11 protein-coding genes and 1 pseudogene are annotated in these 15,788 nt (G+C 65.0%); 4 read left to right on the forward strand and 8 right to left on the reverse strand.

The window, feature by feature from the left end; all coding sequences use genetic code 11:
* Positions 1-371: 371 nt before the first annotated feature.
* Positions 372-1,020, forward strand: a pseudogene (locus XAXN_RS17110) (response regulator).
* A gap of 535 nt (positions 1,021-1,555) precedes the next feature.
* Here XAXN_RS17110 and XAXN_RS17115 read toward each other — a convergent pair.
* Positions 1,556-5,212, reverse strand: a complete 3,657-nt coding sequence (locus XAXN_RS17115) for an Rne/Rng family ribonuclease (RefSeq protein ID WP_054320440.1) — start codon at positions 5,210-5,212, stop codon at positions 1,556-1,558.
* A gap of 411 nt (positions 5,213-5,623) precedes the next feature.
* On the opposite strand from XAXN_RS17115, the gene XAXN_RS17120 reads away from it, so the two are divergent.
* Entirely contained in the window at positions 5,624-6,610 is a 987-nt protein-coding gene (locus tag XAXN_RS17120; protein ID WP_054320441.1) for an RluA family pseudouridine synthase, read from the forward strand.
* Positions 6,611-6,642: 32 nt separating this feature from the next.
* Here the strand turns inward: XAXN_RS17120 and XAXN_RS17125 are convergent, their stop codons facing one another.
* The 4 genes from XAXN_RS17125 to XAXN_RS17140 all read right to left on the reverse strand — a co-directional run bounded on the left by XAXN_RS17125 (position 6,643) and on the right by XAXN_RS17140 (position 10,609).
* Positions 6,643-8,448, reverse strand: coding sequence for a DUF3300 domain-containing protein (locus tag XAXN_RS17125; RefSeq protein WP_054320442.1), 1,806 nt, complete (start codon positions 8,446-8,448; stop codon positions 6,643-6,645).
* Positions 8,449-8,746: 298 nt separating this feature from the next.
* Positions 8,747-9,562 carry a zinc transporter ZupT gene (zupT, locus tag XAXN_RS17130; RefSeq protein WP_054320443.1) on the reverse strand — a complete coding sequence of 272 codons (816 nt, stop codon included), beginning with the start codon at positions 9,560-9,562 and terminating at the stop codon, positions 8,747-8,749.
* Positions 9,563-9,827: 265 nt separating this feature from the next.
* Entirely contained in the window at positions 9,828-10,256 is a 429-nt protein-coding gene (locus tag XAXN_RS17135) for an energy transducer TonB (protein ID WP_054320444.1), read from the reverse strand.
* The gene (locus XAXN_RS17140; RefSeq protein WP_054320445.1) at positions 10,253-10,609 is read right to left on the reverse strand and encodes a 4a-hydroxytetrahydrobiopterin dehydratase; all 357 of its coding nucleotides are present in this window, start codon (positions 10,607-10,609) and stop codon (positions 10,253-10,255) included. Before XAXN_RS17140 ends, XAXN_RS17135 begins: the two co-directional genes overlap by 4 nt.
* A gap of 88 nt (positions 10,610-10,697) precedes the next feature.
* On the opposite strand from XAXN_RS17140, the gene XAXN_RS17145 reads away from it, so the two are divergent.
* Complete coding sequence (locus XAXN_RS17145; RefSeq protein ID WP_054320446.1) at positions 10,698-11,297, forward strand: NfuA family Fe-S biogenesis protein; 600 nt, start codon at positions 10,698-10,700, stop codon at positions 11,295-11,297.
* 13 nt (positions 11,298-11,310) lie between these two features.
* Positions 11,311-13,131 carry a hypothetical protein gene (locus XAXN_RS17150; protein WP_054320447.1) on the forward strand — a complete coding sequence of 607 codons (1,821 nt, stop codon included), beginning with the start codon at positions 11,311-11,313 and terminating at the stop codon, positions 13,129-13,131.
* 291 nt (positions 13,132-13,422) lie between these two features.
* On the opposite strand, the gene XAXN_RS17155 is transcribed toward XAXN_RS17150, so the two are convergent.
* The 3 genes from XAXN_RS17155 to XAXN_RS17165 all read right to left on the reverse strand — a co-directional run.
* Entirely contained in the window at positions 13,423-13,632 is a 210-nt protein-coding gene (locus XAXN_RS17155; protein WP_241148180.1) for a hypothetical protein, read from the reverse strand.
* A gap of 304 nt (positions 13,633-13,936) precedes the next feature.
* Positions 13,937-14,614, reverse strand: a complete 678-nt coding sequence (gene virB5, locus XAXN_RS17160) for a P-type DNA transfer protein VirB5 (protein ID WP_054320448.1) — start codon at positions 14,612-14,614, stop codon at positions 13,937-13,939.
* Between the two features lie 23 nt (positions 14,615-14,637).
* On the reverse strand, positions 14,638-15,788 hold a 1,151-nt coding region (locus XAXN_RS17165), incomplete at its 5' end, for a VirB4 family type IV secretion/conjugal transfer ATPase (RefSeq protein ID WP_485129858.1).

Below are 15,788 nucleotides of genomic sequence, written 5' to 3' on the forward strand. Positions count from 1 at the left end.
CCCGGGATTGCCCTGAATGGGCAAAGCGATCTACGCGCCCCATCGTCTATGTGCATCCAACCTCCCGCGAAACGCGGGAACGGGGCTTGATCAGCGTTGCCTTAAAACCCTTGGTGGACGCCGACCGCACCGCCTAGCCAGTGAAAATCTGACCGAGCGCGACTGCATTGCCCGATGCAATGGGGGCTCAGGAGGCGCATCATCGGCACGCGTTGCAACATCTTGCCTTGAGACATCGCGCCACGCGCACGTCATGCATGCTCTAGTGAGGCGGCATAACGCTCTAACTTGGGCGTAATACGTCGCATCGAGCTTGCCCTGAATTATTCACGGAGATAGGCTGCACCAGCCAGCTAGCGAGGAAAACAAGGATGACCATCAGAGTTTTTCTGATCGACGATCATGCACTCGTGCGTACAGGCATGAAGATGATTCTGTCCAAGGAAGTGGACGTCGATGTGGTGGGTGAAGCAGAGAGCGGCGAAGCCGCATTGCCGCAGATTCGTCAACTCAAACCGGACATCGTGCTGTGCGACCTGCATTTGCCCGGCGTCAGCGGCCTGGAAATAACCGAGCGCATCGTCAAGGGCGACTACGGCACGCGAGTCATCATCGTCTCCGTGCTCGAAGACGGCCCATTGCCCAAGCGTTTGCTCGAGGCGGGCGCCTCCGGCTATGTGGGCAAGGGCGGTGACGCGCACGAGTTGCTGCGCGCGGTGCGTGAAGTCGCCTTGGGACGGCGTTATGCTCGGCAACACGATCGCTCAGAACCTGGCTCTGTCCAATCTGGAAGGAGGCGGTTCACCGTTCGATGCGTTGTCGCCCCGCGAGCTGGAAGTGGCCTTGCTGCTGACCCAAGGGCTGCGCCAGGAAGACATCGCCAAGCGCCTGAACCTTAGCGCCAAGACCATCAACACGCACAAGGCACGCCTGTTTGAGAAGGTCGGCATCCAGGACAACATTGCGCTGGCGCGGCTAGCCAATCAATACGGTCTGACCGATCCCTCCAGGGTGCTGTGAACCGTTGCCTTGAGTGCCCCGCAGTGGCTGCGCTGCAGCGCAAGGTCAGGGCGAACCACAGCGCGTAGGGAAGGCTCGTCGCGTGCTGAGAAATGGCGTGTCTCGCGCTCAGCTGTGGTTGCCGGATTGCACCAACGCATGGACGCGCGAATTAGCCCGGCACGCTAAAGGCGCGCTATATCTCGGAACAAGGCGGGTGTTCCCTGATGCCCCTGCCCCTGCAGTGCGAATGAATCTACGTCGCGCGCAGGGAGCTTTCCGTGACGATGGTCGGCATGTGGCAGCAAGTTCTGGCGTTGTCGCAATTCCTGGTCGAAGGGTCTTTTGCAACCAGTGGAAGCGAGCGGCGAAAAACGTCGGCCGCCGTTTGGGAGACCGTGTCGGATAGAACCTCGCTTGGTCACAAACCGGCGAGTGCGGTTTCGTCGTGTTAGATGCATACAGCGCATAAAAAAAAAAGCGGCCCGAAGGCCGCTGTTTTTTTATGCCGACGGGGCCTGTTATCCAACAGGCCACCGAGCAAGTCGCCTGACGATCAGTGATCGCCACGCGGCTTGTTGCTGTCGTCATCCTGCGCCTGGTCGGCTTCGGTCGATGGAGCAATCGGCTTGACTGCTTCGGACACAACCACCGTCGGCTTCGGCTTGTCTGCCTGCGACTCCTGCGCTGCTGCGGGTGCTTCCGGAGGCTTGCTGGTCGTGGAGGCTGATGGCACAGCATCGTTCGGGCTCAGCGCATCGAGCATGGTGGTCTGCACCGGAGCATACGGCTTGCGCACGGGCGTGGTGTCTTCACTCTGGCTTGCCTGCACAACCGTCGAGGTAGCGGTCGTTGCCACCTCCGCCGATGGCGCCTGCGAAGCAGACTGCTCGGCGTGCGGCGACGTGACCGTGACCACTGCGGCCTGCGACGCCGGAGCAGGTGCCGCTAGGTCGTCAGCAGGCGTTGCCCTTGACGGCTGCACCGGCGCTGCTTGCATCGAAGGGGGCGTCACGTCCGCCGACGCGGCTCGCTGCTGTTGGTCGGGATTCGCTGCCGCAGCCTCGGCGGCAGCAGGTGCAGCCGCATGTGCCGGCGCCGAAGGTGCAGGCTGGTGCTGGCTGCCTGTCGACGCATCGTTGGTCACAGCAGATGCGACAGCCGGTGCCGGAGCCGCGGCAGCCGCCACCGGTGCCGTCGGCGCAGTCCCGGCGGCCGGAGCCACTGCAGGTGCCGGCGTGGATGCCACGGGTGCGGAAGCGGCAACCGGTGCCGGGGCAGCGGGTGCCTGCTGAGCGACCGGCGCGGGACGCTGTTCTGCAGCCTGCGATGCCGCCCCATTGGCGCTGACGGCAATCGACGCGGTCGCAGCCGGCGCAGGCTTGGCAGTTGCGTCCATAGCAACGGCGGGCGTAGCAGGGCGCTCCTGCGCAGCGTCAGCCTTGGCAACAGGTGCCACTTGCGATTGCGATGCCGGCACCGTATTGGAAACCGGCGCGGTGGTCGAGGCAGTATCGCTGCCGACCTGTGGCTCTGCACGCTCCTTGGAAACCGGACGCGGCTTGGCGGTTGCCTGGGCTGCTGGTTCCGGCTTGGCGCGCACGGCGGGTGCCGGTGCGTCGTCGTCGAAATCGAACTCCGGCTGGCCGGCGCGCGGTGCCCCCGAAACATGCGCGTGAGCACCGGCGTCGTCGCCTTCGCTGTCGCCATCGAGATCGTTGTCGGCATCGCTGTCCAAATCGTCCCCTTCCAGACCATCGACGCTGGCGCCGCCTTCTCCGTTGGCACCGGCTCCACGACGACGACGACGACCACCACGACGACCGCGGCGGCGGCGGCTTCCGCCTTCGCCATTGGCTGCATCGTCGCCTGCGGCATCCTGTGCAGTTGCAGTTGCGTCGGCGCCGCGATCAGCGGTGGATTCGCTTACCGTGACATCGACCGGATGCGCCTGCGCCGCTTCATTCGCGTTGGTCCGCGCATTGGTGGGTGCAGCGGCATCGGCAATGGCGGACACCACGTTCGCCGTGGTTGCCGTTGCGGCGGTGGAGGTGACGGTCTGCGCCACTGCCGTACCCTCATCCTGGCGGGCCGGACGCGGCTGCCGCTCGGCTGGCGCGCCGTCCTGCTGTGCAGGCGCACGTGGCGGACGCGGGCTCTGGTTCTGCGGCTTGGACTTCTGCTGCTGCGGTTGCTGCTGCTTTGGCGCCTGCGCTTCGTTGCGCGGCGGCTTGGGCACCTGCACCTGTTGCTGTGCCTGTGCGCCATTCTGCGCGCCCTGGGCGTTGGCAGGCTGACGACGCTCGTCACGGCGTTCCTTGTTGGCGCCGTTGCCATTACTGCCACTGCCACGTTGCTGGTTGCCGCCGTTACGGGCATCGCGACCATCGCGGCGCTGACTGCCACGTTCGCCGCGTTCGCTACGGTGATTGCGGCCGGCATCGTTCTGACGCGGACGCGGGGTCGACTCCGGGGCCGGGGCGACCGGCTCCACGCCGCCGAAGATTCGCTTCAGCCAGCCCACCACGCCGGTGACCGGTGCCGGAATGGGCACGGTCACCACCGGCGTCGGCGCAGCGACAGGAGCGACCGGGGCAGGGGCCTCTTCGCGAACCGGCGCCGGTTGGCTCGGCTTGATCGACATGACCGCCGGAGCTGCAGGAATATTCAACTGCGCCTTGGTCAGCGCATGCACCGGCAGCTTGCGCGGGGTGCCGCGCTGGTAGCTCGACTTGCCGCTGTCTTCTCCCAGCTCGTTCTCGCGCAGGCGCGTGACTTCGTAGTGCGGGGTGTGCAGCTGCTCGTCGGCGACGATGATGATCGGCGACTCGTGGCGCTGCTCGATTTCACGCAGCGCGCCGCGCTTTTCGTTGAGCAGGTAGTTGGCGATTTCCACCGGCGCCTGGACCAGCACCTGCCCGGTGTTTTCCTTCATGGCGTGCTCTTCGGCCACGCGGATGATGGACAGTGACAGCGACTCGACGCTGCGCATGCGGCCATGGCCGTCGCAGCGCGGGCAGACGATCTGGCTGGATTCGCCCAGGCTCGGACGCAGGCGCTGGCGGCTCATTTCCATCAGGCCGAAGCGCGAGATGCGGCCCAACTGCACGCGGGCACGGTCGTACTTGAGTGCGTTCTGCAGCCTGTTTTCGACTTCGCGCTGGTGCTTGGACGAGGCCATGTCGATAAAGTCGATCACCACCAGGCCACCGAGGTCGCGCAGGCGCAGCTGGCGTGCGACCTCTTCGGCCGCTTCCAGATTGGTCTGGAACGCGGTTTCTTCGATGTCGCTACCCTTGGTGGCGCGCGAGGAGTTCACGTCGACGGCGGTCAGCGCTTCGGTCTGGTCCACCACGATCGAGCCGCCCGAGGGCAGGCGCACGTTGCGCTCATAGGCGCCTTCGATCTGCGATTCGATCTGGAAGCGATTGAACAGCGGGATATCGTCGGTGTAGTGCTTGAGCTTGCGCAAGCTCTGCGGCATCACCTGCTTCATGAACTCCTGGGCGTCGGCGTACAGCTCCGGCGTATCGACCAGGATTTCGCCGACATCGGCGCGCAGGTAGTCGCGCAGGGCGCGGATGATCAGGCGCGATTCCTGGTAGATCAGAAACGCCGCCGGCTTGCTCAGTGCGGCTTCGGCAATCGCTTTCCAGGTCTGCAGCAGGTAGTCCAGATCCCACTGCAGTTCTTCGGCGTCGCGCCCCACACCGGCAGTGCGGATGATCACGCCCATGTCGTCGGGGATGTCGAGCTTGTCCAGCGCTTCCTTCAACGCGGCGCGGTCTTCGCCCTCGATGCGGCGCGACACGCCACCGGCGCTGGGCGAATTGGGCATCAGCACCATGTAACGGCCGGCCAGCGAGATGAACGTGGTCAGAGCGGCGCCCTTGTTGCCACGCTCTTCCTTGTCGACCTGCACCACGATTTCCTGGCCTTCGCGCAGCAACTCGCGAATGGTCGCCTTGTCATGGTCGACACCAGCCTGGAAATAATCCCGGGAAATTTCCTTCAACGGCAGGAAGCCATGACGCTCGGCGCCATAGTCCACGAACGCCGCTTCCAGGGAAGGCTCGAGCCGGGTGATACGGCCCTTATAGATGTTGGACTTCTTTTGTTCCTTGGACGGCTGTTCGATGTCGATGTCGTACAGGGTCTGGCCGTCCACAATCGCCACGCGCAGCTCTTCGGCCTGCGTTGCGTTGATCAGCATTCGCTTCATTGTTGCGTTCCTCGACGCGCTCTACCGCGCGGAACGCCGTGACGTTTCGCCTCTGGAACAGCTTGTCGGCCCTTCGCGCAACGCGCGGACAGGCCTGACCAGAGTTTCCAGCGCTGCAACACCACGGCAGGCCGCGGGAGCGCTTGTTTAAGTTTTATAGGTGTTTCAGGGCCGGCAGCCGCGTCCGGAAAAACCGGGGCAGCGCACGGGACATGTTCAGCGCAGCGGTCAAAAACCGCCGGCGATGGCCGGGTAGGCCGGTGAGCCGCTAACATGGCCGCCCCGGGGGCGGTGGTCGCGCACTGTGCCGGAATCATCGGAAGTCAGGCTTCTGGCCAATCAACTTCCAACAAAATCAAACCCTTATCTCGCTCGTCGAGTGTAACAGAATTAAAGAGCCGGATGACCGACCCCCAGCCCCCCAAGCCGCCCGCCGACCGTGTGGGTGTGCGCATTCTCGAAGTTCCGGAAGACCGAGCTGGGCAGCGGCTGGATAATTTCCTGCTTGGCCAGCTCAAGGGTGCTCCACGCAGTCTGATCTACAAGCTTGTCCGCAGCGGCCAGGTGCGGGTAAACGGCGGGCGGGCCAAGGCCGAGCGCAAGCTGGAGGGCGGCGAAGAAGTGCGGATTCCACCGGTACGCATCAATGAAGAGGGCGACAAGGCAGCGCCGCCGTCGTCGTTCATGGCCCGGCTGGAAGCGGCGATCGTGTTCGAGGATGCACGCCTGCTCGCCCTGAACAAGCCGTCCGGGGTCGCCAGCCACGGCGGTAGCGGGATCAGCTTCGGGGCCATCGAAACGCTGCAGGTGCTGCGGCCGAACCAGACCCTGGAGCTGGTGCACCGGCTCGACCGCGATACATCCGGCCTATTAATCGTGGCCAAGAAGCGCTCGGCGCTGACCGAGCTGCAGGCCTTGATGCGTGAAGACGACCGCGTCGAAAGGCGCGGCATCACCAAGCGCTACCTGACCCTGCTGGTGGGCCGCATGCCCGACGGCGTGATGACCGTGGACGCGCCGCTGCACATCGGACTGCGCCAGGGAGGGGAGCGGCATGTGCAGGTGAATGCGATCGGCAAGCCGTCGCTGAGCCATTTCAAGCTGCTGGAACGGCGCGGCGGGCATTCCTACTGCGAAGTACGCATCGAGACCGGCCGCACCCACCAGATCCGCGTGCATGCCCAGCACCTAGGGCACCCGGTAGCCGGCGACGATAAATACGGCGAGGCGGACGTCAACAAGCGTCTACGCGATCAGCTCGGTTTGAAGCGGCTGTTCCTGCATGCCGCATCGCTGGAGTTCGCGCTGGATGCCGGCAAGACACCGTACGTGTTGAGCGCGCCGCTGGCGCCAGAGCTGGCCGAGGCGCTGGACCAGCTTGGTCGCTGACGCAGCCATGGCGGCTGCGCCAGCGCGCTGGCTCAGCCCTTGTGGCGGCGGTCGTGATGCTGCGGCTGCGCCGACGGATGCGGGCGTTGCTGCTGCATATCGGCCTGATGTGTCGGAGCGGCGCGCGGCGGGGCGAAGGACTCCATCCGCTGCATGTGCTGCTGCGGCTCTGCCTTCATGACCGGGCGCGGCTCGTAGCGCGGCTGCGATTGCTTCGCATGTTCGACACGCGGCAATGCTGCGGATGCAAACTGCTGATGGGGCGGCAGCTGGCGCTGCTCTTGCACGGGCGGCTTCCATTGCGCAGGTCGGGATTGCGCTCGGAACTGGTTGTCGCGGGTGTCGCGGCTCGCGAATGCATCGCGCGGCGGCATGCCCGCATGTGCGCGGTTGGCTGCAGCGGCCTGCTCCTGCGCCGCCCGCGAATCTGCGTGCATCTGCGCCATGCGCTGCTGTGCGGCGTGCGTGTCATTCACCCGCGCAGGCGTTGCAGCCGATGCGAATGCCGGCGCTTGCACGCGCGGCGAACGCATCCCTGAGGGCAATGGCTGCATAGCATGGGCCACCGTTGTCAGGGGCGCAGCATGCGGCGACGGCGAGGCGTTCAGCGCGACCGGACGACCGGGCTGCAGCATCTGCGCATTGAAATGCGGTGCGGCCAGATGCCCATAGTCGGGCGGGCGATGCAACTGGGCAGGCGAGGGCGTGGCGGCTCCTGCAAACGCACTGACCCCACGTGCGCCGGCGACCGCTGCCGGTAGAGCGGCCGCCTGCGCTGCGTGGAAGCTGGCTGGGGAGATCCCGGCAACAGGCGCAGAGGTCGAATTGGGCCAATGGCGCTGATCCTGATTCACATACGAGCGTGAATCGATATAGGTATTTCGGTTGTTGATGATGGTGGTGCGCGGGGCATAGACATGGTTCTGGTAGACCACGTAATGCGGTGCGGCCGGCGGCGCGTTCCAATCCACCCCCCAGCTGTTCCAGCCCCAACGGTGCCAGGCAGGCGCCGGCTCGGCCCAGCCGAACCAACCGTGATGGTGCTCGAGTGCGCCGCCCACCAACACGCCGACGCCGAAGGACACCAGGCCGGTGGTGACGACGTCGCCTTCGTCGTACCAGCGGACCGGGCGGTAGCGATACTCCCGATAGACATCGACCGGCGTGCCGTAGACCACGCCGGGATCGTAGCGCGGGACATACACCACGTCCGGTTGCGCTGGTTCGATGGTGATCACCTGCGAGGGCGGCGGGATGTGGCCCTCATCCAGAATGGGCGTCACCACCACATGGCGCGCCACCTGCACCTGCTGTTGCGGCGTACTGCGCAGATGGCCGCTCGCCTGGGCGCGTTGACGCATGATCTGCACCGCGTTGAGCACATCGTTGGGGTCGTGGGCATAGGCATCGCCGAGCGCACGCGTCCAATCCAGATTGCCGGCCAGTTGCGCCACCACATCGGGAAAGGCGGTCAGTGCCTTGATGCTCGGATCCCACGATTGCGACACCGTGGCCTGCGCGCGATCGGTAGCGCTCAAACTGCTGTTGCTGCGTAGCCATTCCTGTGCGGTGACCACCTGATCGGGATAGACCGACGCAGCCAGCGTTTGCGCCAGCAACTTATCTGGAAACAGGGCAATCGGCGCGACCAGTTGGTAGAGCTGGTCCGCCGTGGGCGGCGTGTAAGCCGGCGTTGCCATCGCGCTGGGCGGCGGCGGCAGCTCGGCGGCGGCCGGCGCCGGTGCGTCAGTGCGTTGGCACCCGCCGAGTGCAATCATGCCGGTGGATGCGATCGACAGCGCCAAGGCAAGGCGCCCTTGTGACCATGTGCGTTGCATACGGCACCTCGCTGTGTGCGCGTTGATGACGCGCGTAACATGCGCCGGTTTGAATGTCTGGAACCTTTCTGAAACTGCTCTTCAGTCGACCAGGCGCAACGGTGTTCAGCGGACGTGCGGGAAGCCGCATGCCACGCAGGTGCGCGGCAATGCGCGCCGCTGATCTCAGACAGGCGGCACGCATCGACTGGTCACTCGCGAGACGCCGATTGCATTACTGAAGAAGACTGCCGGCCCTTGGTGCAGCAGACTTCGCGGCTAGGCCATCACGATTGGTGATGCCAGTGCACGAAGCGCTTCACGGTGTTGCGAAGCGGAATAACACCAGGCTGATCGCCAGCGTTCCCATGCCCGAGACCAAGCCATAGACGGTCTCGTGACCCTGGGCGTAACGCTTGGCAGCCGGCAACAACTCGTCCAGTGCCAGAAACACCATGACCCCGGAAATCAGCCCGAACACGGTGCCAAAGACTGCATCCGAGAGCACGCTGGACAACGCCAGATATCCGATCCCCGCACCGATCGGTTCGGCCAACCCGCTGAGCAGACTGGCGCCCACTGCGTAGAGCTTGTTGCGGGTGGCGAAATACACCGGCACCGCGATCGCGATGCCTTCGGGAATATTGTGGATGGCAATTGCGAACGCCAGCGGCATCCCCACCGCCGGGCTTTCGAGCGTGGCAAAGAACGTTGCCAATCCTTCCGGGAAATTGTGCGCTGTGATCGCGACCGCGGTCAGGCCAACCCGGCGGATATAGGCCCGGTTGTCTTCGCGAAACTGCGGATCGTCGCTGGACAAACTCTGGTGCGGATTCGGCACCAGGCGGTCGATCACCATGATCAGCAACATGCCGCCCAGAAAGGTCCGCGTGCCGAAAGTAAACCCGAGCCTGTCGTTGTAGGCGTGGGAAAACGCGGCGATCGACTTGTTGAGTATCTCGGTGAGCGACACGTACACCATGGCGCCGCCAGCGAAGGCCAGGCCGAACGCCAACAGACGCGGATTGGGCTTTTTGGCGAACACGACCATGAGGCTGCCGAGCCCGGTCGCCAGCCCGGCCGCCAGTGTGACCGCAAGCGCGATCCAGAGATTGTGTGATGACACTGCAAGCATGTGGCGCGACGTCCTCGTGGAATGAAGAGCTTCCCGCGGAGAGCGTGGCAACTGCAGCTCGCGAGAAACGAACGACCCTCCGCGGAAGCAGGATGGCCATGCCGCGATGACGAAGACGTGGTGTCGAAGACGACGATTAGCTCATCTGCGCCAGCGTCAGACAGGCGTGCATCTCAAGCGCGCCGAAACCGGTGCTGCTGCTCATGCGCATGTGTCGGTGCGGTTGTGCCGCGCAGAAAGAAGGCGTCACCGACCTGCGCGGCCCTCAGCCGCCGCGGCGTGCGCGTTCCTCGATGGCGAAACATTCGTTCGGACGCGGTACCGGCGGCTTGAACGAGACCGGCACCTGGATGGTCTGCGGCACGGCCTGGCCATTACGGGTGGCGGCCTTGAATTGCCATTCGCGCACGCGGGTCTGGGTCGCCTCGTCGAGCACGGGCTGGCCGCTGCTCTGTGCCACTGAGACATCTGTCGGCGTGCCTTGGGTGCCGACGACGACCCGCAGCACGGTCGTGCCACCGACACCGGCGCAGGCCAACTGCGGCGAATATTCCGGCGGTGGCGTCTTCACGGCAGCCAGTTCGGTGGGCGCGACGGTGGGCGCAGAAGACTGCTGTGGCGACTTGCCGCAGCCGCCGAGGCCGATGCCAGTGGCGACGATGAGACCGGCGAGCGCAGCGCGATACATGTTCATGCAGTAATTCCCTGATCGTAGAGATGTGCGGTCTTGGCCGCGCAGATGAAGTCGTTTTCGCTCAGGCCGCCCACGTCATGGGTGGAATAGCGCACCACCACGCGGTCGTAATGCACCCCCAGGTCGGGGTGGTGGTCTTCGCGGTGAGCGATCCAGGCCAGCGCATTCACAAAGGCCAGGGTGCGGTAATAGTCAGAGAAGCGGAACGTGCGCGTGAGCGCCATGCCGGCCTCGGCCAGCTCCCAGCCGGGCACCTGCGGCAGCAGCTCGGCCAGGCGCGCCTCGCCCAGCTTGTGGTCGCTGCCTTTACGCGGGAGGCAATGGGCCTGCTCCAGGGGAATCAGATCGGTCATGACGGTCTCGCAGGGGTGGCGGACGGCGCGCCCACCAGGATCACGGTGTTCCATGAGCGAGGGCGCTTTGAGCGTTAGAATAACCCGCATGATCCAGATATCCGACAAAGCCCAGACCTATTTCCGCAAGCTCATCGAACGCGAGGGCGTGCCCGGCATGGGCGTGCGCCTGAGCGCGGTGGATGCGGGTACCCCGCGCGCCGATGCCCGGCTCGAATTCGCCGAGCCGGCCGAGCTGAGCGGCGACGAATGGGCGATCGACTGCGACGGCTTCACCTTGTATGTGGCCGCTGCCAGCGTGCCCTGGATGGACGGGGCCGAAATCGACTACGTCACCCAGTCCACCGGCAACCAGCAGCTCACCATCAAGGCGCCCAAGATCAAGGGCGAAGCGCCGGCAGAGTCGGCCTCGATGGTGGAGCGCGTGCGCTGGGTGGTGGAAAACGAGATCAACCCGCAGTTGGCATCGCATGGCGGGCGCGTGGCCGTGCAGGAAGTCTCCGCCGACGGCGTGGTGTTGCTGCGCTTCGGCGGCGGTTGCCACGGCTGCGGCATGGCCGACGTGACCTTGAAGCAGGGCATCGAAAAGACCTTGATGGGGCGCGTGCCCGGCGTGATTGCGGTGCGCGATGCGACCGACCACGCCACCGGCGACGCCCCGTACATTCCGCGCGACAGCGCGGCCTGATTCCGCACCACCGGTGACAACGGCTGCCGATCTGCTGCAGGCACTGCGCGCGCGCATGCCGGGCAAGCTCGTTCTGGATCGGCGCACCGGCCTGCCGTATGGCTGGGGCATCTGGATGGGCAACCGCAAGCATGCGGCTGCGCCATTCAACGACGGCCAGGTGATGGATGTGCTGCTGGCGCGTGGGCAGCCAACCCGGCGTGGGGTGGCCGGCGCCTCTATCCTGTCGTCATTCCAGGCGTTCCGCAGCCTGTGGTGGCAGCACTGGGACCCGCGGCCGAAGGATCAGCGTCGGCAGCACTGGTTGGCGGTGCTTGGCAGTTTTCTCATTCACCTAGGTTTTATTGCGCTGCTCATCTGGGTGGTCACCGTGCGCTGGGCGCCGGAAGAAACCAAACCCGGCGACGAGTCGCGGGTCCGCATGACCTTCATCGGCGATGGGGCTGAAGAGCAGGGCGGCGGGGAAGGTCAACCTGCGGCTGAGGCATCGCCGCAGGCGGCTGCCGCTGCGGCGTCTTCGCCAGCGCACGCGGGTGCGTCGGCGGCGAAAAGCGAACCAGCTCCATCGCCGGCACCGACACCAGCGCAGCCAGCTGCCGATCCTGTCGAGCGCCCCGACACAGCCCAGGCACAGGAGAATGCGCCGGACCCGGTGCACGCTGCCAGCGAACCCGTCACCGCGGATATTCCGCAGGTGACGGTGCAGGTGCCGCCGGTGACGATCGAATCGCCGCTGCAGGTCACCGAAACCCCGGTCGCCACCAACGACTTTGTCGTCCCACCGCCGCCAACGATCACGCTGACGCCGCGTACGGTCGAGCGGGCGGCACCGCAGGTCGAGGTGCGTCAACGCGACATCCAGACGGTGACCGAACGCCCGCAGGTGCGCGAACTGCAACGTCCGGTCACGGATGTAGCGGTGCGCACCGCCACGGCGCCAGCGGTGCGCGAGCGCGACATCGTCATCCCCGAGCGCCCGAAAATCGCCGCGCCGGCCGCACGCCTGCGTGAGATCTCGCCGACGGTGCGCATGCCTGAGGTCGCGGTGCGTCCTGCAGAGCTGCCGAACGTACCGGATCCGGCGCCTGCGCCAGTGGCGGCGACACCTGTCGTGCCAGCTGCGCCTGCGACTCCCAACCCGCGGCCGCCCACCGTGGCGGCGCCATCCGCGCAAGCAACCGCGCAACCTGCACCGTCGCAGGCCAGTCCTGCTCAGTCCGAGCGTTCCAGCAGCGCGGCGGCCGCCGCATCGTCGCCCGCCAAGCCAGCCGCCAGCAGTCATGCCGGCCCGACGCCTGCCGATCGCAGCGGCGGGTGGGATGTGGCCGCCAACGCCGACGACTGGAGCAAATCCGATCGCAGTCGGCAAGGCGACACGACAGGTGGCAACGCCCAGCGCAACGGCATGTTCAATGCCGATGGCAGCGTCAAGGTGGCCACCGGAGCCGGTGATGCCAGCCAGGGCGCAGGTGACCGCGGACCACCGGGCAGCGAGACCGATACCTGGACCCGCGACCAGATTGCCCAGGGCGGCACCTGGCTTAAACGTCCGCCTTACGGGTATACGCCGACATCGCTGGACAAGTACTGGATGCCGAACCAGACGCTGCTGCAGGAGTGGGTGCGGCGCGGCCTGAAGAAGATCGAGATTCCGATTCCGGGCACGACCGCCAAGATCAGCTGCGTGGTGTCCCTCCTGCAATTTGGCGGCGGTTGCGGCCTGAGCGATCCCAATCTCAACGATCAACCGGCAACGGCCCGCCCACCGCCGGACGTGCCGTTCAAGCGGGAGCTGCAGGAAGACAACGGCGCGCTACCCCGTAGCGGCAGGTGAGTGCGATGCACGGCGACGTGCGGCGATGTTTGCCTGCCTGCAGAGATTCAGGTGACTGCGACACGGCGCTCGACGTTGCTGTGCGTATCGGGGCGCGTGGAAATGCAGTGCTTGCATCAACCACCGATAGCGCAGGATACGGAAGGTGATGCTCGTCCATCGCCTGCAGACCCTGCCCGGCCACTGGCGAACGGGTTTACCGCTTCGATAAAGACCGATCGCCCCAACTGCGCAAACGCGATACATCGTGGTGTTCCGGCTGGCGATGACGGCGACACCACCGGCTCGCGGCTAGGGAGATTGCACTCTCGAAAACGAGGTCAGGACCGCACGCACGACCGACGCCTGTGCCAGCCGGCCGGTGGTGGCCACTGCCCAACCGGCTCCGAACAGGCACGAGAGGTAGAAGTCGCTCCACCAGGACGCCGGCATTTCGATGCCGAATACGCCGCGCTGCTGGCCGTACAGGAAGAAAGCATCCAGATGGCTGGAGCCGCGCAAGAGTGCGGGCCAGGGCCGGGCGGCAACCCGACTGCTGACCCGTTTTTTAATGCCTATCAGGGCAATTCTTGCCGGTGCCAGCAACCACCGGCAACACTCAAGGCCGCGTTGGAGGCGGCAAGCGTATGAAGCCACAGAACCGATCCGGACATAATATACATTATGCGAACTCGGGCTCGGCAGTGGGTGGGGTGTCGCCTGGGCGAAATTCGCTGCGTTACCTGGCTTTGGTGAAGGATCCGTGCGCGCTCCCATCGCTGGGATCAAGAACGGCGCATCCATGCGCCATACCCTTGAAGAGCGGTTAGAACGTCCGCGGCTTCATGCGCGGCACGTCGTTGCTGCCGCTCATCTGCTTGTCGTACACGGCATCGGCCTTCGCGGCGATGGCCTTTTCCTCGGCCTGTTGCAGCATCGCCACCAGTTGCAGCTTGGCAATCTCGTTCGACACCTGGGCCTGTTCGCCCGCGATGCGCGCCTGCAACTCGGCAATGGCCTTCGGATCCGATGTGCCGTTGATTTGGCCGATCAAGCTCTGAATCTGATCGGCCCGCTTCATCGCGGCATCGAAGCCGGCTAGGCCCATTGCCTTGTTCACCGCGCCAAGGCGTTCCTGGCGGGCGCGCACATCGGCGGACATATCGGCGATGGAGCCGCTCTTGTTCTTGTCGATGATGCCCTTCACCTTGCCGCTGATGCCGGCCACATTCCCGCCCTGCACGGCGTCGTAGAGGCCCGTCCAGTCCTGCGGCAAGTACTGGCGCAACGCAGGGTTGTTGAACAGGTCGCCGAGGCCGCGCGTGCCGGTCAGGGCTTCGTACTGCTGTTTGGCCTGTTCCAGCTGGCTTTTCAGCTGGGTAACCTGTTCCACGAACTTGGCGAAGTTCATTTGCTGGTTCGTTTGCGTTTGCGTGTTCAGCGCCACGTCGGTGACCGCAATTTGCGCGCCGGCACCGAACGACAGCGACAGGCCCACGAGCAACGCGGCTCCTAGTGCTTGCACTTTCATTGCGGTTTCTCCTTGGTTTTGACGCGGCTCACGAACGCCGGCACCCAGCGGTCGGGGTCATCGCCCACGTCAGCGATGACCGCTTCGATCATCTCGGCGCGGTCGGGCGAACACGACAGCACCAGCAATTCGTCGCTGACGGCGCAGCTGCCGCCCTGCTTTACGACGAACTTGCGCGAGTCCTGGGGGAGCGACTTCACCAGGTCGAATTCGGCATCGGTCAGCTTGAAGCCATCCACGTAATCGGCGCGGGATGCCATCGGGTTCGGCAGGAAAATTTGCGTGGCGCACTGCTGGATGATCGTGCGCGCAATCGGGCTTTCCAGAGCGTCGCCCGGTTCCTGGGTAGCGAACACCAGCAGGCCGTTCGCCTTGCGGATGGTCTTCAAACCGTCCTTCGACCACTTGGTAAAGAACGAGTCTTCCAGCGGCTTCCAGAACTCGTCCATGACCTTGATAAGGCGATACCTGGTCAGGTCGATATCGTCGGTTTCGTTGTCGAACAGCCAGCCGTATTCCCCACCCTCGGCCCACTTGAGCAGTCGAGCATGTACGGTCGGCCGCGGGTTCGGATCGTTCGGGTCCGGCATGGGGTTCGGCAGGTTTTGCAGCAGCAGCGACAGCCGCCGCAGCGGCTTGTCCAGGCGGAACATCACCGTATCCAGGGCGCGGGAAATCTCCACTTCATCGTTGTGGTTGACCGGATCGCCGGACGACTCGGCCAGCTGCTTGATGAGCGCCTTGAGGAAGATGAGGTTTTCCGGCGTGGGTTCCAGCTGCAACGGGTTCATTCCCGTGGCCTGGCCCATAGCGAGCGGGAAATACTTGCCGCCCATGGCCATAACCGTGCCTTGCATGCCGCGGTCCTTGTCGAACACGACGACCGACGGGCGGAACTTGCCGGCCTGGGCGAGCAGGATCCCGAGCAGAACGGTTTTGCCCTGCCCCGTCATGCCGGTCACGATGGTATGGCCGGCCGGGCGGTCGCCCTCGTTGTCCTCGTCGGGATCCGTCGCGTGGAAATTGAAATACAGCGGCGTGCCGGCGTCCGTCTTGAACATCGTGACGCCCGGACCCCTGGGGTTGCCGGCCGGCTTGCCCGCCATGTAGTTGTGGAGCGACGAGAAGCTAAGGCAACGCTGATCAA

It is taken from the genome of Xanthomonas axonopodis (genome assembly GCF_001304695.1).
In the GTDB taxonomy this organism is placed as follows: Bacteria; Pseudomonadota; Gammaproteobacteria; order Xanthomonadales; family Xanthomonadaceae; genus Xanthomonas; species Xanthomonas axonopodis.